General features: G+C 44.1%; 20 protein-coding genes, 2 pseudogenes and 4 riboswitches. Of the genes and pseudogenes, 3 read left to right on the top strand and 19 right to left on the bottom strand.

All coding sequences use genetic code 11. The features are described from left to right. Positions 1 to 36: 36 nt before the first annotated feature. Positions 37 to 1,842: a beta-glucuronidase gene (gene uidA, locus LSG31_RS15620; protein ID WP_347435995.1), complete on the bottom strand. Its 1,806-nt coding sequence runs from the start codon at positions 1,840 to 1,842 to the stop codon at positions 37 to 39. A 276-nt stretch (positions 1,843 to 2,118) separates the two neighbouring features. Continuing rightward, positions 2,119 to 2,212, top strand: a riboswitch (glycine riboswitch). Positions 2,213 to 2,333: 121 nt separating this feature from the next. Here uidA and LSG31_RS15615 point away from each other — a divergent pair. Continuing rightward, entirely contained in the window at positions 2,334 to 2,954 is a 621-nt protein-coding gene (locus LSG31_RS15615; protein WP_347435994.1) for a trimeric intracellular cation channel family protein, read from the top strand. A 176-nt stretch (positions 2,955 to 3,130) separates the two neighbouring features. Here the strand turns inward: LSG31_RS15615 and LSG31_RS15610 are convergent. The 9 genes and pseudogenes from LSG31_RS15610 to LSG31_RS15570 form a co-directional block, all read right to left on the bottom strand. Next, a pseudogene (locus LSG31_RS15610) lies at positions 3,131 to 3,839 on the bottom strand (lipoyl synthase). Further along, complete coding sequence (gcvPB, locus tag LSG31_RS15605; RefSeq protein ID WP_347435993.1) at positions 3,820 to 5,331, bottom strand: aminomethyl-transferring glycine dehydrogenase subunit GcvPB; 1,512 nt, start codon at positions 5,329 to 5,331, stop codon at positions 3,820 to 3,822. The pseudogene LSG31_RS15610 and the gene gcvPB overlap by 20 nt, the downstream one beginning before the upstream one ends. Beyond that, positions 5,309 to 6,343 (bottom strand): glycine dehydrogenase, encoded by a 1,035-nt coding sequence (locus LSG31_RS15600; protein ID WP_347435992.1) that lies wholly within the window; start codon positions 6,341 to 6,343, stop codon positions 5,309 to 5,311. The genes gcvPB and LSG31_RS15600 overlap by 23 nt, the downstream gene beginning before the upstream one ends. A 2-nt stretch (positions 6,344 to 6,345) precedes the next feature. Further along, on the bottom strand, positions 6,346 to 6,735 hold the full coding sequence (gene gcvH, locus LSG31_RS15595) for a glycine cleavage system protein GcvH (RefSeq protein WP_347435991.1): 390 nt from the start codon (positions 6,733 to 6,735) through the stop codon (positions 6,346 to 6,348). A gap of 33 nt (positions 6,736 to 6,768) precedes the next feature. Further along, positions 6,769 to 7,439: pseudogene (locus LSG31_RS15590) on the bottom strand (glycine cleavage T C-terminal barrel domain-containing protein). Positions 7,440 to 7,481: 42 nt separating this feature from the next. Next, complete coding sequence (gene sdaAA, locus LSG31_RS15585) at positions 7,482 to 8,432, bottom strand: L-serine ammonia-lyase, iron-sulfur-dependent, subunit alpha (protein WP_347435990.1); 951 nt, start codon at positions 8,430 to 8,432, stop codon at positions 7,482 to 7,484. Then, entirely contained in the window at positions 8,401 to 8,952 is a 552-nt protein-coding gene (locus LSG31_RS15580) for a serine dehydratase beta chain (protein ID WP_347435989.1), read from the bottom strand. The genes sdaAA and LSG31_RS15580 overlap by 32 nt, the downstream gene beginning before the upstream one ends. Before the next feature lie 13 nt (positions 8,953 to 8,965). Continuing rightward, on the bottom strand, positions 8,966 to 10,216 hold the full coding sequence (glyA, locus tag LSG31_RS15575) for a serine hydroxymethyltransferase (protein ID WP_347435988.1): 1,251 nt from the start codon (positions 10,214 to 10,216) through the stop codon (positions 8,966 to 8,968). Between the two features lie 82 nt (positions 10,217 to 10,298). Further along, positions 10,299 to 10,419: riboswitch (glycine riboswitch) on the bottom strand. Between the two features lie 2 nt (positions 10,420 to 10,421). Next, positions 10,422 to 10,524: riboswitch (glycine riboswitch) on the bottom strand. A 251-nt stretch (positions 10,525 to 10,775) separates the two neighbouring features. Then, a riboswitch (glycine riboswitch) is annotated at positions 10,776 to 10,878 on the bottom strand. Positions 10,879 to 11,126: 248 nt separating this feature from the next. Further along, entirely contained in the window at positions 11,127 to 13,238 is a 2,112-nt protein-coding gene (locus LSG31_RS15570) for a helix-turn-helix domain-containing protein (RefSeq protein ID WP_347435987.1), read from the bottom strand. A 243-nt stretch (positions 13,239 to 13,481) separates the two neighbouring features. Here LSG31_RS15570 and LSG31_RS15565 point away from each other — a divergent pair, with 243 nt between their 5' ends. Together LSG31_RS15565 and LSG31_RS15560 are read left to right on the top strand one after the other, a co-directional pair. Further along, positions 13,482 to 14,654, top strand: coding sequence for a M20 family metallopeptidase (locus LSG31_RS15565; protein ID WP_347435986.1), 1,173 nt, complete (start codon positions 13,482 to 13,484; stop codon positions 14,652 to 14,654). Between the two features lie 3 nt (positions 14,655 to 14,657). Continuing rightward, positions 14,658 to 15,941 carry an MFS transporter gene (locus tag LSG31_RS15560; protein ID WP_347435985.1) on the top strand — a complete coding sequence of 428 codons (1,284 nt, stop codon included), beginning with the start codon at positions 14,658 to 14,660 and terminating at the stop codon, positions 15,939 to 15,941. Between the two features lie 442 nt (positions 15,942 to 16,383). Here LSG31_RS15560 and LSG31_RS15555 read toward each other — a convergent pair whose 3' ends face one another. The 9 genes from LSG31_RS15555 to LSG31_RS15515 form a co-directional block, all read right to left on the bottom strand. Continuing rightward, entirely contained in the window at positions 16,384 to 17,214 is an 831-nt protein-coding gene (locus tag LSG31_RS15555) for a methyl-accepting chemotaxis protein (RefSeq protein WP_347435984.1), read from the bottom strand. 180 nt (positions 17,215 to 17,394) lie between these two features. Beyond that, positions 17,395 to 18,192 (bottom strand): enoyl-CoA hydratase/isomerase family protein, encoded by a 798-nt coding sequence (locus LSG31_RS15550; RefSeq protein ID WP_347435975.1) that lies wholly within the window; start codon positions 18,190 to 18,192, stop codon positions 17,395 to 17,397. A 149-nt stretch (positions 18,193 to 18,341) separates the two neighbouring features. Beyond that, positions 18,342 to 18,509, bottom strand: coding sequence for a PaaD-like zinc ribbon domain-containing protein (locus LSG31_RS15545; RefSeq protein WP_347435983.1), 168 nt, complete (start codon positions 18,507 to 18,509; stop codon positions 18,342 to 18,344). An 18-nt stretch (positions 18,510 to 18,527) separates the two neighbouring features. Next, positions 18,528 to 19,142 (bottom strand): Phenylacetic acid catabolic protein, encoded by a 615-nt coding sequence (locus LSG31_RS15540; protein ID WP_347435982.1) that lies wholly within the window; start codon positions 19,140 to 19,142, stop codon positions 18,528 to 18,530. After that, on the bottom strand, positions 19,135 to 19,371 hold the full coding sequence (locus LSG31_RS15535) for a hypothetical protein (protein WP_347435981.1): 237 nt from the start codon (positions 19,369 to 19,371) through the stop codon (positions 19,135 to 19,137). The genes LSG31_RS15540 and LSG31_RS15535 overlap by 8 nt, the downstream gene beginning before the upstream one ends. Positions 19,372 to 19,373: 2 nt before the next feature. Continuing rightward, positions 19,374 to 19,697: a metal-sulfur cluster assembly factor gene (locus LSG31_RS15530; protein WP_347435980.1), complete on the bottom strand. Its 324-nt coding sequence runs from the start codon at positions 19,695 to 19,697 to the stop codon at positions 19,374 to 19,376. Between the two features lie 18 nt (positions 19,698 to 19,715). Continuing rightward, the gene (locus tag LSG31_RS15525; protein ID WP_347435979.1) at positions 19,716 to 20,675 is read right to left on the bottom strand and encodes a Phenylacetic acid catabolic protein; all 960 of its coding nucleotides are present in this window, start codon (positions 20,673 to 20,675) and stop codon (positions 19,716 to 19,718) included. A 456-nt stretch (positions 20,676 to 21,131) separates the two neighbouring features. Further along, positions 21,132 to 22,139 (bottom strand): beta-ketoacyl-ACP synthase III, encoded by a 1,008-nt coding sequence (locus tag LSG31_RS15520; RefSeq protein ID WP_347435978.1) that lies wholly within the window; start codon positions 22,137 to 22,139, stop codon positions 21,132 to 21,134. A gap of 465 nt (positions 22,140 to 22,604) precedes the next feature. Continuing rightward, complete coding sequence (locus tag LSG31_RS15515) at positions 22,605 to 23,813, bottom strand: thiolase family protein (protein WP_347435977.1); 1,209 nt, start codon at positions 23,811 to 23,813, stop codon at positions 22,605 to 22,607. Between the last annotated feature and the right edge of the window lie 57 nt (positions 23,814 to 23,870).

The following is a 23,870-nucleotide window of genomic DNA, read 5'->3' as shown; positions in this document are numbered from 1 at the left end:
AAAATAACTTAAACGCTCGTTACCACCTCACACTGTTTAACGTTCTCGCTTATATCCGAAATCAGGAATGCCTAACCACCTTCTACGCAATTCATGTGCTGCATATTTTGGTTTTCTTTCTCTCGTAAACACGCCCTTTTTGTTGCCTTGTACCCGCATAACTCCTTGACTGGTGCTAAAATCAGCAAAATTCCACACCTGCTCGCCGACGAAGTTATCAAACTCGTCAAAGACCTCGTGATTCGCCCGTAAAAAGGCGACTTGATACTCTTCGGTAAACATCACTGGATCGATATCATGGAATCCGGCGACAGTATCCGCGCCATACTCGGTCATTACAATCGGCTTGCCCGGACACCGCTTGCTCCAGCCATCAAGCTCAGCACGAAGTTTGACCTTTGCAATAGCCAATTCTCCACCTTCTACATACCAGCCGTAGTATCTGTTTAACGCAAGCACGTCTACCAGTTCAGCTACTTTATCGGTTTCAGGTGTAGCCCACAGGTGGATAACGATTGTTACAGGCCGTTTCTGCGGGTCGCATTCCTTCGCAAGATCCACAAGCGGCTTGAAGTACTCATAGGCTCCCTCTTCCTCCGTAGCTGCTTCATTGGCGATTGACCATATGACCACACTGGGATGGTTTTTATCACGGGCGATTAGTTCCTGAATCACATCACGATGATGTTCAAACGTCTGAATATGTTCCCATGTATTTCTTCTTTCCTTTTGCCCAAACAGTGTTGCAGCAAAATTCAAATGCACGCCAACCGCGGGCGTTTCATCAATTACAACCAATCCTTCACGGTCTGCCAACCGCATCAATTCTTCTGAATATGGGTAGTGTGAGGTACGGAATGAATTGGCTCCAATCCACTTCATCAGGTTAAAGTCCATGACATTGCCAGCTTCGTTAAATCCTCTGCCATGTATCGGTGAATCTTCATGTTTGCCGAACCCTTTAAAGTAAAATGGTTTATTGTTAATAAGAAATTTTCCATCTTTTACTTCAATGGTTCGTACACCAAACGGCTGCTCATAGATATCGATTGTTTCACCGTTTTGCAAAAGTTCCACTTTCAATGTGTATAAGTATGCATTCATTGGTTCCCACAGTTTTACATCTTGAATTCGGCACATACCATTCAATCCATTTGCTTCTGCAACGGCAGAACCGTCTTGATCCATAACTGTTGCTTTTACTTTTGCATCGCCCGTAAAGCTCACAGTATAATGGACAATACCCACTGTACCTTCTATATCTGTAACAACGGAAATATCTTCGACATACGTTTGTGGTGTTGTGTAGATCTTGACAGGTCGATGAATCCCCGCATAGTTAAAGAAGTCAAAATTCGGGCTATTGCGAATAACTTTCCCTATACCTTCAATTTCCCTTTCTGTATAATTTCCAACGGGCAGTGTAGTTTCATCCAAAATATTATTCACAGCCACTGTCAGCCGGTTGCTTCCGGTTTTTAAAAATGAATTGATTTCAGCTTCGAACGGAGTGAACCCGCCTTTATGTTCAACAACAAACTCACCATTCACATAAACCTTCGCCATATGTGTAGCTGAGCCAAATCGCAAGACGATCCGTTGTGAAGCAAACAGGTTTGGCATTGTAAACTCTCGTTCGTACCATACCCACCCGACATGGTTTCGTATATCGGCTGTTACTCCCACATCATTGTAAGAAGATGGAATCGCCATACTCTGAGTTTCTTTTAGTTTTGTTTTAAACCACTTTTCTTCGAACCCTTTTCCTGTGTCTAGTTTAAAATTCCAAATTCCATTTAAATCGATGACTCCCCGAGACGTTGTGATAATTGGATATAACAAGGCAAAACACTCCTTTAAAAATTTTAAATGACAATGTACTCTAGTAAGAGTTTCCGCTATTTAAATTTTTATTTATGAATCATTTACGTTTGAATACGTTTACAAAAGTGATTATACTCGTATTATTTCAAAACAAAAAGGACTATATTAACTTTACTAGGATAATATTAACATCGAATGGGTTGAAAAAAATGAAATAAAATAACAGAAGGAATTTTGTAATTGTTGTCGAAATACGTATTCTGATAAAATACTAAAACAGAATAAAATGTACGGATGATGATTGTGGGAGAGACTAAAACATGTTTTAGCACCGAAGGAGCAAGCGTAAGAAGCGGAATCTCTCAGGTAAAAGGACCACAAGCGGACGTAACTCTGGAAAGGCATATTTGCCACCCAAGGTGTTAAACTCTCAGGTAAACAGACAGAGAATTGGTACTGTATTGTGCCCATTTTCTGTCTGTTTTATTTCATGGGAAAGGAGTTTTAACTTGGCTTGGGACGTATTTAACATTATTGGAACCATTGCGTTCGCTGTGAGTGGTGCAAGCATTGCAATTGAGCGAAAATACGATATTTGGGGTATTTATGCATTTGGATTGGTGACGGCTTTTGGTGGTGGGATCGTACGGAATATGCTTTTGATTTTACCTACCTCTCTATGGAGTGAATCTGGGTTGATTAAAATTTCCTTGATTTCCATTACTGCTGTTTTCATTTTTCCCAGCGTATGGTTTAAATTTAAAAAATATTGGATGGTATTTGATGCGATTGGATTGGGGGCGTTCGCAGTTCAAGGCGCCTTATATGTACAATCGAAAGGATTTCCTCTAAGTGCTGTTTTAATTGCTTCCGTATTAACTGGGATTGGCGGGGGGGTAATTCGCGATATTTTAGCCACTAAAAAACCACTCGTCTTTTATGACGAAATCTATGCCGTTTGGGCACTCCTGGCGGGATGCGTAATTGGGTTTGGATGGGCAACAAAACCACTTGAACTCTATGCCCTTTTCGGGTGTATAGTTACCCTGCGCGTAATTTCAGTCATTTATGGGTGGAAACTACCCCATGTTTCCATAAACAGAAGAAAAAACTTCACAGAACATTCTTGAAAATTTTTTTTGAAACAAGTACCCTACACCTACGGCAATAAACAGGAGGACAACTGCGACTTTAATAATAACAATGGTGGTATTAATACAAAGATTCCCGTTCCAATAATCGCTCCAATCCCCGACATGGTCAGGATAAGCCTTCCGGATGAATCCGGAAGGCTTACAAACGATAATTACCTTCCCGCTGCCGCTTGTTTGACCTGTTCATGTGCGTGATAGGAACTGCGCACCAGAGGGCCTGAATCCACGTGAGAAAATCCTATTTCCAGACCTATTTCTTTGAAGTGTTTGAATTCCTCGGGTGTATAATATTTTTTAGAGGAATTCCAAAGAACGGCGATATTTCGCTTTTGCTCGTACGTGATCAGATAGACGTTCCACAGTTTCAATGTTATGGTTGAGAATATCAGGTTTTGCTTCCAGTACAACTGCAAGTGAATCGATCGAACCGCCAAAATCAGGTATGAGTACTTCAACGCCTGTAAACGGATTTAATTTTCGTATGAAACGGATTGTTTCGGCAAAAATGGAAGCACCGCCATCATTCAAATCGTCCCGAGCCACCGATGTCACAACAACGTGCGTAAGTCCCATCTGTTTTGTGGCCATAGCTACTTTCTCTGGTTCCTGCAGATCCAGTTCGGTAGGGAGCCCCGTTGTAACGGCACAGAAACGGCATGCTCTGGTACATATCTTTCCCAAAATCATAAATGTGGCCGTCCGGTTACTCCAACATTCATAAATGTTGGGGCACTTGGCTTCTTCACATACGGTATGGAGTTCTTTCCCGCGCATGATCCCCTTAATTTCCTTAAACTGTTCGTTGGTATGAAGTTTAATTTTTAACCATTCAGGTTTGGCCTCAGGCCGTGGAGACCTCATATACTTCACCCCTTTTTTGTTGAACTTTGTCAGATTTATAACGCAAGATTGGTTTGCGGGCTGCCGCCACTTCATCCAATCGGGTAATCACGGTATGATGTGGCGCTTCTTGCACGACAGCAGGATTTTCTTCGATTTCTTGGGCAATCCGGATCATGACATCGATGAATTGATCAAGAGTTTCCTTGGATTCCGTCTCTGTCGGCTCGATCATCATGCACTCCTCCACAATGAGCGGAAAGTAGATCGTCGGTGGGTGGTAACCGAAATCCAGCAACCGCTTGGCGATATCGAGTGTACGAACCCCTAGCTTCTTTTGGCGGCGACCAGAGAGAACGAATTCATGCTTACAGATCCTGCCATACGGCAAATCGTAGTAGGGAGCCAGTTTTCTCATCATATAGTTGGCATTCAGAACGGCCTCTTGAGATACGCGCAGCAAGCCCTCCGGACCATTAGAACGGATATACACGAAAGCACGCAGGTTGATTCCGAAATTTCCGTAGAAGGCTTTCACTCGGCCGATCGATTCCGGTCTGTCGTCATCCAGACGGTATGTGTCACCCACCTTCACAACATGTGGTCGAGGCATGAAGGGAATCAGTTCCTTCTTGCAGCCGATTGGTCCGGAGCCGGGACCGCCGCCTCCATGCGGGCCGGTAAACGTCTTGTGCAGATTCAAGTGCACAACGTCGAAGCCCATATCTCCAGGGCGAGCAATGCCCAAGATGGCGTTGGTATTGGCTCCGTCATAGTACAGCAAGCCGCCTGCCTGATGGACGATATCCGCAATCTCTAAAATATTTTCCTCGAACAGACCGAGCGTACTCGGATTTGTCAGCATCAGTGCAGCCGTATCCGGACCCACCGCCTCGCGCAGTTCATCCAAATTGACATTTCCGTTTTCATCGGAAGATATCGTCACCGTATCCAGTCCGGCAACCGTTGCACTGGCCGGATTCGTACCATGTGCGGTATCAGGAATGATGACTTTCGTACGCTTTTCGCCTCTGCTTTCGTGGTAAGCCCGGATCATCATCAGCGATGTCCATTCGCCTTGTGCTCCCGCAGCCGGCTGCAAGCTGATCGCATCCATCCCGGTGATTTCAGCTAACTCGGTCTGCAAATCATACAAGACTTGCAATGCGCCCTGAATTGTATCCTCAGACTGATATGGGTGGATTTTGGCAAATCCCGGGCAGCGCGCGACATCTTCATTGATTTTCGGATTGTATTTCATCGTACATGAACCCAACGGGTAGAAACCTGAATCGATCCCATGGTTGCGCTTGGATAATTCCGTATAGTGGCGCATGAGATCCAGTTCAGAAACTTCCGGCAACTCTGCAGGCGCCTGGCGTAAATATTTTGAAGGAAAGACTGCTTCCACATCCACTTCCGGAACATCGCAATCCGGTAAACTGTATGCCACACGCCCCGGCTTGCTGAATTCAAAAATCAGTGCTTTTTCAGATTGGTTGGTTGCAAGCACTTTCCATCTCCTCCAGTCCTTTGACAAGTAAATCAATCTCTTCCTTTGTGCAGGCTTCGGTGACTGTCAACAACATGTGTCCGGCAAGCTCCGGATAATTGCGTCCCAAATCATAGCCCCCGACGATCTTGCGTTTCAATAAACCCCGATTCATCTCGGATACGCTTGTTGGAACTTGTACGACGAACTCATTGAAAACCGGCACGTCAAAGGTGACTTTATAACCGTCTAGGCGCGCGATTCGGCTCTTGGCGTATTGGGTTTTCTGGACATTCTGCCAAGCCATTTCCTGTACTCCTTGCTTGCCAAGTGCCGTCATGGCAACGGAAGCAGCCAAAGCATTCAGCGCCTGATTCGAACAAATATTGGATGTGGCCTTCTCTCTGCGGATATGCTGCTCACGTGCCTGCAGTGTGAGCACAAAACCACGCCGGCCATGATGATCGACTGTTTGCCCGACAATTCTCCCCGGAATCTTGCGCATGAACTTTTCTTTTACAGCAAAAAATCCACAAGAAGGACCGCCTAGCTGCATTGGAATACCGAACGGCTGTGCGCCGCCAACAGCCAGGTTCGCTGCCTCGGCCAAAGCGGTCGGTCCATCATACATGGAAGAATTCGCTACATCCATCCCCGTCAATTCACATATCATCGTCTGGAATTCGAATATCGCCTGCAATTCCCCCTGGCTGATCTCCGGTTGATAGGGAGTATAGGCGGTGTAAAACTCGGAGCGCGAAATCACATGATTGACTGTACTGGGAATATAGTGGTTATAGATTCCCGCGCCAAGGAAATACGCATATTCGCTGCTGTTCACATTCTTTCCGGCCAAATGGCTGAAATGCTTCACCACTTCCGGTTCTGACAGTGCGTCCGGAATGTTTAACATTCCTTTAAAACGGACTTGCTTCGGGATATCAGAAAACAAATCTTCCACGTCGGTTATTCCGAGGAAGGACAGCATTTCTGTCCGATCCTCCGCAGTCATGGGCAAATAGCGATATTTCATCCTTATTCCTCCTTAACAAAGCCCGCATATTGATCTGACGACATCAATTCCTTCAATTCATCCGGGTGGCTTAGTTGAATGACCGCCAACCATCCTTCGCTATAGGGATCACTGTTAATGGTCTCTGGAGAGTCTGCGAGTACCGGATTCATTTCTATGATTTTCCCGCTCACAGGTGAGAATATATTAGAAACCGCCTTTACAGATTCGATCGTGCCCATGCTTTGATTGGCAACAACATCAGCACCTGGTTCAGGCAAATCCACAAAAACGATATCTCCCAGCTCGCTTTGGGCAAAATCGGAAATGCCCACTTTTACCTTTGTTTCACTCAAAACCTGTACCCACTCGTGTTCCTTGCTGTATAGCAATTCTGCAGCAACTTGACTCATTTTACACTTCTCCTTATCCTGTTTTTCAGTTGGCTATTTCATTCTTTTATAAAAAGGCGATTTCACCGTACATGCCGCAATTCTCTTGCCGCGGATTTCTACTTCCAACGGTGTTGCCAGCTTAGAATATGCGACATCCAATAGTGCCAAACCCAAATTTTTCTTGAGGGTCGGCGATTGGGTTCCGGAAGTGATATATCCGATCGGTTCAGAAGATCCTTCGGCAAATACCGGATACCCGCTGCGAGGGATTCCTCTGCCAATCATTTCAATGCCGACAAGTTTCCGTGGAATTCCCTGCTGCTTCTGTTTCCTCAAAGCCTCCTTGCCGATAAAATCGGCTTCCTTTTCCACTTTAACCGCAAAGCCAATTCCCGCTTCCAAGGGACTGATATCCTTGCTCAATTCTTGCCCGTATAATGGAAGACCTGCTTCAAACCGCAACGTATCCCGGGCACCCAAGCCGCATGGAACAACTCCTTGTCCCCGACCGGCTTCCAATATCTGCTCCCCCATCCCTTTATCACTACTTCACCCATATGGGATACATCAAACAGTCCGGCCTTTGTGCGCACAGCTTGGTGCTCATCCAGAATACTAGAAAATTGTACTGGTAAATCCCATCCGCCGAAGTCGATAGTTTTCCCACCGTACTTCTCATAGAGCGGGAACAGCGGTGTCCTCTTTAAAGTTTGCGTTTGCATTTGTCCGTCTCCCTCCAATATCTCGTTCATCGTCCGCTGTTTTTAATCTGCTGCACCGTCGGATGGATAGTGAATCAGCCCAGAGCCTGTTCCCACATGACACGGGGGATACTCCTGCCGAGCGTTCAGCACCCGGCTTTTCATCTGCTGCCCGGTGGGTGTAGTGGCCAGTCCCCCCAGAGCTGTTTCCCGCAATGTACGGGGCATATTCTTGCCGATCTCATACATAGCGCCGATTACCTCATCACAAGGAATCCTGCTGCAAATCCCGGCGAGACCTAGATCCGCCGCTGAAAACGCAATGGCCGCACCGATCACATTGCGTTTAATGCACGGCACTTCGACCAGGCCAGCCACTGGATCGCATACCAATCCGAGCATTGATTTTAAGGAAATAGCCGTCGCTTCAACCGCCTGTCGTGGACTTCCACCTTTCAGTTCCACAATGGCCGCTGCTGCCATCGCCGTTGCGGATCCAACCTCCGCTTGGCATCCGCCGGCTGCCCCTGAAATGAAGGACTGATTGGCGATCACATAGCCAATGGCACTAGCGGTGAATAGACCCATTACCAGCTGTTCAAATGTCAATCCCGCATTTTCATGCAGCGAGAAAAGACAACCGGGAAGTATACCTGCGGAACCGGCTGTCGGAGTTGCCACAATGACCCCCATTCGGGCATTTGTTTCCGAAGTGGCAAAGGCGAAACGCATCGCGTCAGAAATGAGCTCTCCACTCAAAGAGTCTCCATTTTCCCGATAGCGACCCATCAATACCGCATCACCGCCGGATATCCCGCTAGACGTCTTGCTTGCATCACTCACTCCTGCGTCCACCGCTTCCTTCATCGTGATCAGGCGGTCCTTCATCATGTCAATGATTTCCTGCCTGGATCGGCCCGATATTTGGGATTCCCTTTGCAGCATGACTTCAGCGATACTCAGTTGTTGTTGTTCGCAGCAATCAAGCAATTCCTGCATGGTTTTGAAGTCCATATCCCCGACTCCTTACCACTGCCCCGCAAACGGATGCTTCCAGCGCAAATTGTTTTAACTGTTCCAAATCATACGATGCATTTAACATCACATTGACAGGAAGTCCATTCATGTAACAGATTTTCGATATGCCCCCGCCAAGAGAAACCCCGCCGATCAACACCTCATCGTTTCCTCGTTTTGCCCGGATCAGTACCGTATTCGGATGATCAAAGAAGGGACATGTTTCTTCAAAGGCAAATTCCACTCTCATATTCCTCAAAAAAGCCGTTTCCATAGCCTGCCTGATCCGCAGATCATTCGTGTCCATTCCAATCAGACCACCTACGATAGCCTTATCTGTACCATGTCCTTTGTACGTTTCGGCAAAGGAGTCGTACAGTACTATGAAAACACGTTCCGGCACTCCCCCCAGAAAATCATGTACAAACTTGCCAATGGCAACAACACCAGCCGTATGAGAACTGGATGGACCAACCATGATCGGGCCAATAATATCAAAACAGCTGTTATAGATCATCGTTCTTGCCTCCTTACTTGATTGCCGCTTTTTCGTAGAGAGGGAAACTCTGACATACTTGCGATATGCTATTCCTTACCTGCTGGACAACCGTATGTTCCCCGCCACTTTCCAATACGGAAGCAATATATCGGCCGATGTTCACGATTTCCTGTTCCTTCATGCCACGGGTGGTGATAGCGGCGGTTCCGATACGAATTCCACTGGTCACAAACGGGCTGGCAGGATCAAATGGTATCGTATTCTTATTCACTGTAATTCCGGCTTCCTCCAGCAACCGCTCGGCGTCCTTGCCGGTCAGTCCCCAAGGTCGAACATCAACCAATAGCAGGTGATTATCCGTACCTCCCGATACCAGCGCGGCTCCCTCCCCTTTTAATGTTTCCGCCAAAACAGCAGCATTTTTTACGACTTGCTGTGCATATTCCTGAAAACTTGGTTGCAGAGCTTCCTTGAAAGAGACTGCCTTCGCGGCAATCACATGCATCAGCGGGCCACCTTGAATGCCCGGAAAGACAGCTTTATTGATTGCCTTATTGAATTCTTCATCGTTTGTAAGGATGATGCCTCCGCGTGGTCCACGCAGCGTCTTATGCGTTGTGCTCGTTACCACATGTGCATGAGGAACCGGGGAAGGATGCAAGCCTGCCGCCACCAGACCTGCAATGTGAGCCATGTCCACCATCAGATAGGCGTCGATTTTATCCGCAATATCCCTGAATCGCGCAAAGTCGATAAAACGTGGATAGGCGCTTGTTCCGGCAATGATCAATTTCGGGCGATGCTTCTGGGCCAGCTGTTCAACTCCATCATAATCAATCAGATGTGTATCTTCTTTTACGCCATAGGCCACTACATCAAACCATTTTCCCGACATGCTGACAGGACTTCCGTGCGTTAAATGTCCGCCATGGGATAAGTTCATTCCCATGATCGTATCTCCTGGGCGAAGCAAGGCGAATAGCACAGCCATATTGGCCTGTGCGCCTGAATGCGGTTGCACATTGGCGTAGGCTGAGCCAAACAGCTTTTTCAACCGATCGATCGCCAACTTTTCGGCTATGTCAACATATTCACATCCGCCATAGTACCGCTTTCCAGGGTATCCTTCTGCATATTTATTGGTTAAAACCGTACCCATTGCGGCCATTACATCTTCGCTGACAAAGTTTTCTGAGGCAATCAATTCCAGAGTACTATTCTGTCGTTGCCGCTCCTGTTCGATCGCTGCATAGATCTCTTGATCATTGATCATTAGGCTCATCGATATAAAACCTCCCTGAGTTCTACCTTCCCCCAAACAAAAAGGACAGAGGAAAGATAGTAAAGTAATTTTACCTATCTTTCCTCTGTCCTTTTACCTGAGAGTCTGATCCTGCGAGCATTCATCTTGGCATTCCAGATTCCTTCTCGATGAATGTCTTGCTGGATTTTACCCCTTTGGTGGCATCATGCTCTCTCCAGAGGTGCGTCCTATTGTGATCCTTTTACCTGAGAGTTACATCCTAAGGATTTTTTAGGATTTGCTCCTTCGGTGCCGATTGATCATCCGGTCTCTCACACAATACTCATCCGCTATGATATGCAGTTCATCTTATAAAAAATTCCCAAGTTTCCTAAAAATCTATCTCCATTCCGCTTCCTTTTCAAACACAAAAAGGACAGAGGAAAGATAGAAATTGACTCGAATTCTACCCTTCCTCTGTCCTTTTTACCTGAGAGATTAAACTCCTTTGTTAAGCATTTGAAAAGAATATTATTCTTTTCATTCGCTCTTCTTAAAGAGATTCCCCTTTGGTGGCTCATCGCTCTCTCCAGAGGTGCGTCCAATTGCGGTCCTTTTACCTGAGAGTTACATCCTAAGGATTTTTAGAATTTGCTCCTTCGGTGCCAAACGTATCGTTCAGTCTCTCCCGCAATATTCAACCGCATGTACATATTTAGATATTTCGTAATTATAAGATAATTGATCCATTTCATATTGTCAATTGTTTTTTGAAATCAATCGATGTCGTTTCATCGTTTACACCTCAGATCGGAATGGATTGTATTATACATTTTCTTCAGATCGTGTCTACTATGGCCATGGGGCTTTACACCTTATGAAGCTACGCGGTAATGCGCAATAAGATGTTGGTCGGTCTGAATTCTTTTTCTCTTTAGGGAAGAGGTCTTTATTTTTTAAAGCTTTCCTGCAAATGACATGCCAATAGGATTTTTAAAAGATCCTCCAAATCATTCATATTAATATTCAATAACTCTTCAATTTTTTTGATTCTGTGATAAAGTGTGTTGGTGTGAATATGAAGTTTTTCAGCTGTTTGGATAGTGGATCGGTTTAATTTAATATAAGTGAAAAGCGTATTTTCCAGATCGTTCGATTTCGCTTTCTCGGTTCGCAACGGATAAAAAATTTCATCCAAGAAATTCTGGATTTCTTGAGGCGGCTGGTTTAAAAATAGGCGATTAATCCCAATCTCATCATATCTCATAATGCCAATTTTATTTCGGTCTGTTAAATAGGAAAGTGCCTTATTTGCCTCATCATAACATATTGAAATATTTTCAATTCCAATATATGAAGTACTTACTCCAACACATAAAGCAGGATCATCGTTATTTTCCCATTCCTTCAAAATCGATTTTAAAAGGTTAATAAATTCTTCAATTCGTGTTGAGTCTGCAAATGAACAGAGCATGGTTACTTTATTATGAAATCCAAAAACGAGTGCGGCACTGGCGGATATTTTTCTTTTGATTCCGGAGACCAGTCTATGGACCGTAGCTTCTAAATTTTGCAAATCCTGGTAATAAACAATTTCAAACAACACAACTAATAAAAAGGAAGATAGATTCAGTCTAAGTTCTTTTCCTTTTGTCAATAAGAATTTTGGATCTTTATTTTGCAGTAATTCTTTAAAAATTTCATGTGATTTTTTATAGTAGACCTCCGCTTGTGTCCGTTTCTTGACCAATTCCAAAGCAAGAATTGATCCGCCCTGTTCGATTGAGATTTGATCCAACTGCGAAAGCTTTCGTTGCAAATCGACTATGAAACAACCTAAAAAAACAGTGCCAGATAAAATGGGATAGATATAATAATTTGCTGTTTTCGATTCACTTCCGTCAAAGTAGAAAGGTTCACGATTTTTTTTAAGAATCTTAGAAATTTCAGCAATGACAAAATACGGATAAGTGGTTTTTGTTTTAGGATAATATTCTGCTTCCAAGTAATCATAGAAGAAAACATCTCGATCCATCATTCTTGCCAATTCCGAAATGATTACATCTTGGCCTTTATTTTGTAAAGAAAGCTGTGTCAGGGTTTGGTGTACTTCATTTCTCTTTAACAGGAATTGATTCTTCTCCATTAATTGATTTGTTAATTCGGTAACGTCTTCTAACCGCATTTTTAGTTCCGTATACAATTGAGCGTTATGGATGGCGATTGCCGCTTGAGCAGCAAAGCCTTGAAGTAAACTTACGTCGTGATCCGTGAGTTTTCCCTCTTGATGGAATTGGTGTACCGTCATCACCCCGATTCGTTTTTTCCCCATCGTTATCGGTACACTTATTAGAGCTTTTAGGTATTTATTATCCGTTGCGTGTTGAATATGAAGAAAGTTTTCTTTGGATATTTTGCTCATTGCATTGTATATTTCTGATCTGGAATGGTATATTACAGGGGTTCCTTCCTGAAAAACCCTCCCTGTAATCGACTCACCGATTTTTACTTTGAATGATTGAATGTTTTCATTAAAACCAACGGCTGTTTTAGGAAGTAAACAATCGGTTTCAGGGTCATATAATTGCAAATAGCCTGCATCGGCTGCATGAATAACCGCGAGCGCATTCCTTATTATTTTTATCAACAACTCGTTTACGTCAAGCGACGATGTAATCGAGCGAATGCTTTCAACTAAAGTTTCTGATTCCCTCTCTTTTAATTGAATCCTCTCATTCGCGTACGTAATAGAAAGTAGCATATATAAATATTCGATTGTTTTATTATCAAGAACCATCTGTTTGTCTAAAAAACAGATGATAATTTGGTAATTACTTGGATAAAAAAGTGAAAGAATCGTTGTATTGTGTTGTTGATCGAGAATATATCTGTCATTTCCTGTTCCGATAGGAAAGCCCGGTTTCGGGATAAACCCGATTTCGCCATGCTTATAAAGTAAATCGGGGCGGCTAGTTTGCGGTTTGCAAATCCAAATTTGAATAGGGATATTCTTAAATTTGTTTTCTAAAAATAAATATACATTTTCAACGATTTTCTCCATCACTCAATTTCACCCTCCATTGTTGATAGCAACAATAAAAACAATTAATTATAGTGTACACACACATTGATTGAATTTTCAATATTTTATAACATAAAGCAAAGGAAGACAGTCTTATGCAAAGGGGAAATATAATGAAACCGCATTAAAACATATTACTTTAATGTAAACGCTTTCTTAAAGTGGATGTGAAAGCAAGGTTACGTAAGTTCAATTCAGATAAGGGACAGGGAGGCATTTTTCATGGCAATCAAAAATCTGGAACATAGTACGAACGAAGTGATTGGGTGGAGACGATATCTGCATGAAAATCCGGAATTATCTTTCAAAGAGTACAAAACATCGCAGTTTGTCTATGAGACGCTTCTGTCATTTGGCGGATTAGAGGTGTCGCGTCCGACAGAAACAAGCGTAATGGCTCGCATCATTGGACAACGGCCAGGCAGAGTATTGGCGATTCGTGCAGATATGGACGCTTTGCCGATATACGAAGAAAATACATTTGAATTTATATCGAGAACTCCCGGTGTCATGCATGCTTGCGGACATGACGGACATACCGCAATGTTATTGGGAACAGCCAAGATCTTATGCGGTATGAAGGAACAAATCAAAGGTGAGATTCGTTTTCTTTTTCAACATGCCGAAGAACAGCATCCGGGTGGAGCGGAAGAAATGGTTCAGGCAGGAGTGATGGAGGGTGTGGATCTGGTTATTGGCGCCCACCTGATGTCGACACTCGAAATCGGAAAAATTGGTATCGCCTACGGACCGATGATGGCTGCCCGGGATATTTTTTCGATTACGATCAAGGGTAGCGGGGGACACGGTGCGAATCCGCATGAAACGATCGATCCCATCGTTATTGCCAGCCAGGTAGTGGGCAATCTTCAGCAAATTGTTTCCAGAAATACAGACCCTCTAAAAAATCTGGTGATTTCAATCACGAGTATCCACGGCGGAAACAATTTTAATGTGATCCCTAGTACTGTTGAATTGCGCGGTTCTGTGCGTTGTTTCGATGTGGATCTTCGAGAGTCCATTCCTAATAAAATGGAACAAATTATAAGGGGAATTACGAAAGCGCATGGCGCATCGTATGAACTAAATTATGAGTTTGGATATCGTCCGGTCGTGAACGATTTAGAAATTACACATGTTGTTGAGGAAACCGTACGGGAAGTTTTTGGGGAAGAGTCACTTATAGTACTTGGGCCAAACATGGGAAGTGAGGATTTTTCAGCGTTTCAACAAAAAGCGCCTGGAACTTATTTCAACATAGGCGCGCGCAATCCTGACAAAGGCAGCGATTTTCCCCATCATCACCCCCGTTTCACAGTGGATGAGGATGCTTTGGAGATTGGTATCAAGATGTTTATCAATGCAGCTCTAAAATTGTTGGAGGGGGAAAGATAAGATATGACTACAATACCTTCAGAGATCAAGAAAGTCACCAATGCAACTGTAACTCTTTTATTTTTCGCGTGGCTCATCGACTATATTGATAGACTCGTCATAACAATGGCATTGCCTTCGATTGGTAAGCAATATCATCTAAATCCAGTCGAACTGGGTGCAATCATAAGTGCTTTCTTCTTTGCCTACGCCATATTCCAAATTCCCGGCGGTTTGATAGCAGATCGCTTTGGCTCCAAGAGGACCATGGCGTTTGCACTAGTTGCTTGGTCTGCTTTTACAGCTCTCACTGGCGCTGTAACGAATTATGTTTCGTTGCTTGTCGTACGGTTCCTCTTCGGAATTTTTGAAGGGATCTTTCCGGCCGCCACATACAAAGCCATCGCGGAGAGGACGATCCGAAAAAACCGGATGACAGCCCAGGGCGCGATGATGGCATCAAATCCACTGGGTGTAGCCATAGCGCCGTTAATCGCGGCACCTTTAATCGTTTCTGTCGGTTGGAAAGGGGCATTTATCTGGGTGGCCGGATTTGGCGTAATAATGGCCGTCATTCTTTGGTTTGCATTGCCGCGCAAATTGTCCGTGGAAAATCAAGAAAAAGAACCAGAGTTTACATCTGCACAGTTAGAAAATGAAGTTTCGGGAGTAAATGCTCGAATTTCTCAGTTATTGAAGAGCGGTGTAATGTGGAAGCTGTTCCTGATGTTCTGCGGACTCGACATCGTACAGTGGGGAATTAACGCATGGATGCCCACGTATCTGCTTGAAATACGGCATATTAACATGGTTCATACTGGAATTCTGGCTTCCATTCCTAACTTTGCCTCAATGATTTCTGTTTTTCTCGGTGGTTGGATTTATGACCGGTACTTTTATAACCGCCAAAGATGGATTATTATACCATGCATGTTGATCGCTGCAGTCTTTTTGATTTTCATGTTGAGCGCAACTGGCCTTAGTGAGTTTGTTGTCTATGAAACGATAGCGATCTTTTTCTTAAACGCATGCTTCATGCCCATATTCGGAATGCCGATGCGTATGCTCTCTCCGGAAATTGTAGGGCTTGGCAGTGCTATGGTGAACTTCGGCGGGCAATTTGGCGGCGTACTTTCACCAATGATCATGGGCGCATTAGTCAGCGCTTCCTCGTTTCAAGCTGCGTTTTGGTTTCTTGTGTTTGGCGCACTATTGGCAGCAGCAAGTTCTCTTGCCTTGCCGCAAACACAGGATGGTTTTGCACGGGCACTAGCACATGATGGCAGGGATATGGTTAGAACTGTATAATCCTTATCAGAAGCTGATGGTTGACTATTTTAACGAAGTTTCATTCAAATTTTCGAACACATTCATATTCAAATTCAGGTATTGCCTAAGAGACAACAGCATAGCTGCTCTGCAAAGGGCAGCTTTTTTATTGCCGCGATCCTATCGAGCAAGATACGTAACTAAGCTCAGTGAATAAAAGCCTTTTATATGATCAAAGATTATATGCCGCTCCTACATCGGGCCATACAAAAAGATACCTATGAAAAGCCATGAATGTATCCATGGAAACAGGAGCTGATACGTTAATGTTCGTTACAACTTATAAATGATTTTATTATTTTCATGTTATATAACAAACAGAATCCCAATCTTCAGACTGGGATTTTTTCAAGTGGGCTAAAAATACAAAGAGGATAAGATGTTCGACGAGTCTATGGTGGTATGGTAGTGATGCTTTGTTTTATGATGAAGCAGTAACATTGGATAATGACATCATGTCATCAGCTGTTCCGGATATATGCTCAAAAATTACTTTTAGATTTAGAATACTCGCAGCATGTTCTTCAGTATCTGCCGAAATACTATGTAGCACGGCAACCATTTTTTGCATTTGTTCTTGTATGCGAGTTAATTCGTTGCTGATTTCTTTGGTTGCTTGTTTGCTTTGTTCTGCCAGTTTGCGTATTTCCTGAGCTACGACTGTAAAGCCCCGGCCGCTTTCACCTGCATGGGCGGCCTCAATTGTCGCATTCAACCCTAAGAGATGCGTTTGAGTAGATACGTTATGAACGAACCCTGCAATATGGTCAATTTGATTTACGAATTTGCTCATTTCGTCAGCCAACTGCGATGCCTCCTGAGCCATTACCGCCACATGCGTGGAAGCAGTCGAAATTTCGTCAGTCGTAGCTGACAATTCCTCTACCATCGCAGTAAGTTCAGTTGCATCATTGCGCAGTTTTTCATATCGAGTGTTGGACATCGCGATAGATAGAACTCCTATGAGTTGATCATCTTCAAACAATGGGACGCCCATGCCTATATAAGGAATACCAAATTTCTCCGGTCCCTTCTCGTCTCTGATAATTTTTCTAGTCGTCAGCGCCTGTTCAGCTGCGGTGCCTTTTAGGTCGGAGATTCGTGTTCCTTCTTGTACTCCCATGTCGAGGTTTTTCCCGCTGAGAGAAACCAGTACTTTTTCGGTATCACATAGCAATATATGTGCGTCTTCCGGAAATACATTCTGAAAAAAAGGCATTGAAAAATAAATGTTTTTTAGAGTCTGATGCAAATTTTCCACCCTTTTGTGACAACAAGATAAATTGGCGTGAAAGAATACGATTATTTTTACAATACGTTGATAAAATTCTTCAGGACCCTTTTTTCAATTCATAAGGCAATAGGTTCTAAGGCAAAGATGCAATATCGAGAACATTTCGATATTGCATCTTTATATGACCCGATGAATCGATTATAAGCCTTGAAATTCAGCTTGGCGTTTTTCCAGGAATGCACTCAAGCCTTCTTTGGCATCCTGCGAACGGAATAACAGGTTCTGCAATTCCCCTTCATATCGCACGGCAACATTCAGCGGCATTTCCTTGCCGTTCATGATCGACAGTTTGATATTGGAAACCGCATACGTCGGCCCTTCCACCAACTTGCGCGCATAGGCAAATGTCTGTTCCCGCACTTCATCCAATGCATACAAACGGTCAACCAACCCGCATTCTTTTGCTTCTTTTGGCGACAGCGTATCCCCTGTGATGCACAGATCCAGCGCTTTGGAATAGCCAATCAGACGGGCCATCCGCTGTGTTCCGCCAGTTCCTGCCAATACGCCCAATGTCACTTCCGGCAGACCAATCTTATAGTCGCCATCGCCTGCAAAACGAAGGTCGCAAGCCATCGCCATTTCCAAACCGCCACCCACTGTGTGTCCCTCCAGCATGGCAATGAAAATTTTGGGGGAACGTGCAATTTTATCAAGCGTCTCATTGCAAAAGAGGCAAAATTGTGTCTTATAGCGCGGTTCCGCAGACTTCAAAAAGTTGATATTGGCGCCTACCGAGAAAAACTTCGGCACGTCGCTCATCAGAATGGCAACATGAATCTCATTATCCAAACGAATGTCATCGATCGCTGTATTCAGTTCCCGGTATACATCAAAATCGTACGCGTTTGTTTTGTTCACATTCAAATGGATTTCCGCAATCCCATTTTCCTTTTTCAATGTTACACTCTTCATTGTTTGTACTGTTGCTGTCATGGCAAAAGCCCTCCCCAAATATGTTTGTTGCAATCTTTAGACTGTAGTTTTATAATGAATCAACGCATTGGGTTGTGTGGTTCATATTGTTCGCAAGACCCCAATCGGACCTGTGAATCCGTAATGTGGGCTGTTGCATGATTGCGACACTATTGCCACTTGATGCGCTCAAACACACTTTTGCAGTCGGAACAGCGAAGTTGCTCTACCAATTGGGCTCTCCCAAAGCCCGAGATGCGATGAACCTGTTCCGATTGACAAAAGGGACAAACGACAACATGTTCTTCTTTTTTTATTTCTTCTTTTATTCTTATCATCCGGATCAGTCCATTCGTTTAGCTTGTAATGACAAGGTCGAATTTCTTTACAGACTCCCGATATTGCTGTGTTAAACGTTGGCTTTTCAGATAGTGCGCCTGTTTGAGTGCTTCTGAATGTTCGACCGCTTCCAACCATTTTTCAATTTGTGCATTTGCTTCCCCGAATGTCTCGGAAAAAACTTTCGGAATCGAACCGCTTTCATTTGTAAATACCGTGCACCATTCACGACCAAATGTGATCGGTTCGTCCAATTCACGCAGCATTTTTGGAACTCTCTTTGCAACATCAGGATCTTCTGATTCATACAACGCGGCCAAAACAATTTTTGCAGCAACATTTACCGTATACAGCCAAGTCATCAACTCAACCCAGTTGCCAATTTGCGCAATTTGCTGAAATCCATTGCCTGTTTGTTCCGTTACTTCTCTATCGATATTCTGTAATGCAAACGACCAATTATAGAGATGCCGGGCATGCCCCAATTCCGACTGTGCCAATGCAATCGCTGCCAGTGAGGCACGTAAATCCGGGCCGCTGAACCCGATTTCAACAAGCTGATCACCCAGCAAAAACTTATTATCAGCAATCGCTTCAATTACATCTACAATCCCCAATTTAACATCATGCATGGACTTTGCCACCTTCCTTAGCAAATAAACCTTCGATCCGAACGACCCAGTGCAAATCATCTTTGCGAACGACGCACATTTCTGCCCACGTTTCTTCATCATAAATGACTGTCGCATATAATTTGGCGAGCTCATCTGTCGGCGCTTCAACGGTACCGATATGCGCCAATACATCCCCTCGTTGGCTGCGTGTAAACACTTCATAAATATGGTTTTTTTGCTGCTCCATATCTAAACAGTCACCCCCCAATTGTGTAAAATGTTGCGTCCTTTCTCAGTCAGCCGTTCATGCGTCCAGGCTTTATCCCACGTAACCTGAATATTTACACCTGCAACATCCGGCTCTTGCAAAAGCCTTGCTTTGATATCCTCCTGAATCCAGTCCATACACGCGCACGCAGTTGATGTAAATGTCATCCATACATCAATACTGTCATTCTCCTGCTTTTTTATATCCGTGATCAATCCCATATCGACGACCGAGATTGGGAATTCAGGATCCACCACTTCTTTCAACGCTTCCCAATAGCGGCTTATTTCGTTTGGCTCACACATAAATCCCCTGCTCCTCTCTCAAGAGACTTCGCGCATTTTTTGATAGTCATGATACCCTTTCCGAACCCTTTCCACAAATTCTTGATTTTCCGGTCCCCGTTCCTTGAAACGCTTGATTACGTTCTCCCATGTATCCGGCTGGTCAACCAGCCATTTTCTTTGCTCTTTATCAAGCTTGGCCGGAAACGCAACATCAATGACGTATTTGCCCGCTTCTTCGTCATAATGTGCCGGAACCTTCACTCCAATTGACTCGCAAAACGGCACACACTTGCTTAACCATACCTGACGCAATTCATCATTCGATTTGCCCTTCAATTTATAATCCAATTGAGCTGTACGCGATTTCAGTTCATCCGCTACTCCAAAAAACTCGAGTGCCATCAAGAACATCCAGTTGACAGCTGCTTCTACCTGTACCCTGGTTTCAGGATTCTTCATCGCTTCTTTCATGATTGATTCACCATTGCGCAAATGGAAAAGTTCCTCTTTCCCCACCTTCACTAGCGCACGTTTCCAGGGACCAAACGATGTGTGTTCCCCTACATCTTCCAAGAGCGTATATCCGGCCCGGTCATAAAAAGCATTGAAGACGCCAAGCTCCACAAAATTATTTAATTTGTAATCAAATGCATATGGATTCTTCCATTTCTCAGGTGACCGAAAATACAGCAAATCTGTTGTATCCACACCCAAATCTTCCAGCAGTGTATATGCGACGTGCGCATGTGCGATTTCATCTTGTATTACGGCCAGTGCGGTAATTTTCCGGTTCAATGTGGGCGCGTTCTTATATACTGTAAGCAGCGGTGGAACACTCAGCAGTTCCGTATCACCCGTTATTGTAAGCGTTTGCTTTAAAGCTTTTAAATAACCTTCATCCATGTCATCCATCGTTTCAACAATAAAACCTTTTGCAATCCTCTCGACCAATTTCTGTGTTTTTTCTTCAGCAGCGAATTGTCCATTGTCTGCCATGATCGGCATCCCCTTTCATATTACAATTTTTTAATAATTATAATTATATATGTAATATAATATGATTAAAGTTACATGTCAATACTTGTTGTTATATTTTATAAAATCAAAATCAGCAACTCAGTTCTCTAACATCGTAGCTTGCACGATCGAATTGATCGATTGAGCCAAGCAGCAAACAGAATAACTCCGCTCATCAAACACCACTTATTGGAACGGTGCCTGTTTTACTAAAAAAACGGGTTCAACGATCGATAATTGAATACGTAAATATATTACATTTTATTTTTAATGAAATGTATTTTGGTTATAATTCGGCGTCTTGTAGTTCAGATGTGATATACATGCGAAACAAAATATTTCCTGAACACAAAGAAACATAGCCATCTCCGCTTGACTGGGAGAAGGCTATGCATGTTTTTGAATCTCGCTTTTGTATCGCATTAGCCAAAAAAGCTACTCCTGCTCCGTCGTGTTCCAACGCAAAATTGAGGCGCCCCAAGTAAGTCCGCCGCCAAACCCTACAAATAATAAATAATCTCCTGCATGCACCCGCTTGGATTCCACAAGTTCATCAAGTGCAACAGGAATCGAAGCAGAAGACATATTTCCATAACGATTTAAATTGACTGCCACTTTATCCGGCGAAATGCCTAGCCGTTTGACTGCAGCATCTATAATCCGGATATTTGCCTGATGCGGCACGAGAAAATCGATAGCTTCTTTTGTCAAGCCGGCCTTTTCAATAACCGTCAATGATGAACTTTCCATCACTCGCACTGCAAATTTAAATACATCAGAACCTGCCATTTGAATATAATGCTGTTTATTTGCAACTGTTTCCATACTGGCCGGAAGTCTGGATCCGCCTGCAGGGACCGATAAGAGATGGCCGCCGCTGCCATCCGAACCAAGTTCGAATGATTGAAACCCATACCCTTCTTCCACACAACCTAAAAGGGCAGCACCGGCGCCATCGCCGAATAAGATGCAAGTGTTGCGGTCACTCCAGTCAACCACTTTTGATAAACACTCAACACCTACCACCAGAACGTAGCGATACCGTCCATTTTCAAGAAATTGAGCAGCTGTTGTAATTCCGTAGAGAAATCCCGAACAAGCTGCCGCCAGATCAAAAGATGCGGCCTTTTTCGCTCCCAAGCGATATTGCAGAATGTTAGCGGTGGAAGGAAATGTTGTGTCGGGCGTCACAGTCGCAACAATGATCATGTCTAAATCTGCACCGCGAATGCCGGCTTTTTTCAACGCCTGTACGGAAGCTTCATATGCCAAATCGGAGGATGCTTGATCGTTTGCCGCGATTCTTCTTTCTTGAATGCCTGTTCGCGTTACGATCCAATCATTTGATGTATCTACCATGTTTTCTAACTCATAATTTGTTAACACTGTATCAGGAACATATGAACCAGTCGCTAAAATTCCGACATTTTTCCGTTTGATCATCGTATCCTCTCCGAAATATAAAATGACTCATTCATTTTTTAGCTTTAAAATTTTGTTATCATTCCCTTATTTTGCAATTCTGCAAATATATCGATCGTCCATTTCATCTATTGCAACTTTTCCTTGCTCTTCCATATAATCCAATAGCCCCATCAGTTCTGATGCAACCAAGGCAAACTCTGTTTTAAATTTTTCAGGGTACAAGAGCTCACATAATTGCATCGGACTATATGGTCCATGTCTAAGCAATTCGCAAATTTTTTCGGTTTTTTGTTCAATTCTGTTCAGTCTATGCTCGATTAAGCCATGCAAGACGGTGTGGAAATTGGAATAGCTGTAACGGCAACATCTTTTGCAATTGTCGTTTTGATCTCTGCCATGCTGCTCCTCATTCTATCATCCCTATTCCCCAAGGTAATTTGCCAATCCGGTATCAAACAAATATATGCAATAGTGCATGGTTTCCTAATTGTACGAAGCATCTGGTACGCGTTCGATGATCGTCGCAACGCCCTGGCCGACCCCCACGCACAATGTTGCAAGTCCATACCGGCTTTTCGTACGCTGCAGTTGGCGTGCCAATGTGCCGAGAATTCTGGCACCGGAGCATCCCAGCGGGTGACCTAAAGCAATGGCTCCCCCATTTGGATTGACTTTGGCAGGATCCAAGCCCAACTCCTGTATGCATGCGATCGATTGTGATGCAAACGCCTCGTTGAGTTCAACACATCCGATTTGATCCATTGCGAGGTTTGCCAATTTCAGGGCTTTTTGAGCAGCAAAAATAGGCCCCAGACCCATAACTCGCGGACTCACCCCATATGATGCAGAAACGACATAGCGGGCAAGCGGTTTCAATCCCAATTCACGGCCTTTGTGTTCGGAAACCAGCAAGAGCGCTGCTGCACCATCATTAATGCCGGAAGAATTTCCGGCTGTCACGGTTCCATTTTCCCGAAACACTGGACGCAACTTTGCCAGCGACTCGATCGTTGTATCCGGGCGGAGATGCTCATCCTCGAAAACTGTGAATTCGCTTTTCTTATCCTTTACAACAACAGGTACAATTTCTTCTGCAAAAATCCCGGCTGTTCGTGCCTGTTTCGCTTTTTGTTGACTGTAATACGCAAACTCATCCTGGTGCTCCCTGGAAATTCCAAATTGTTTCGCGACATTCTCCGCTGTTTCACCCATACTTTCGAGTGGATATGGAAACTGCGGGTTCCCCATACGCCACCCCAGCGCAGTATCCCACATCTGTTGATTGCCGCGAACGTATTCAATTTCTGGTTTCTGGAATACCAGCGGCGCTCTTGTCATACTTTCGACCCCACCGGCAACCGCTATTTGAATTTCCCCCAAAGCAATCGCTCTGGCAGCCTGGTTGACCGCTTCCAAGCCGGATGCGCATAAACGATTGACCGTTACACCTGGAACGTATTCCGGAAACCCTGCCAACAGAAGCGCCATTCGCGCAACGTTGCGATTATCCTCACCGGCCTGATTCGCACATCCCATAAAAACCTCATCTACATTTCCAGGGTCTACACCCGCACGCCGTACTACCTCACCCACCACTAAGGCAGCCAAGTCATCCGGACGCACCCGTTTCAAAGCGCCACTTTGCCTGCCAATCGGTGTACGGACATATTCTACCAGCCATACATTTTCCATTGGCACTCACCCCCATATAACATGTCCACGATCTTGTTGAAACCGATTCCATTCACT

The sequence above is a fragment of the Fodinisporobacter ferrooxydans genome (genome assembly GCF_022818495.1).
Lineage (GTDB): Bacteria > Bacillota > Bacilli > Tumebacillales > MYW30-H2 > Fodinisporobacter > Fodinisporobacter ferrooxydans.
This window is presented reverse-complemented; position numbering and strand designations above follow the sequence as displayed.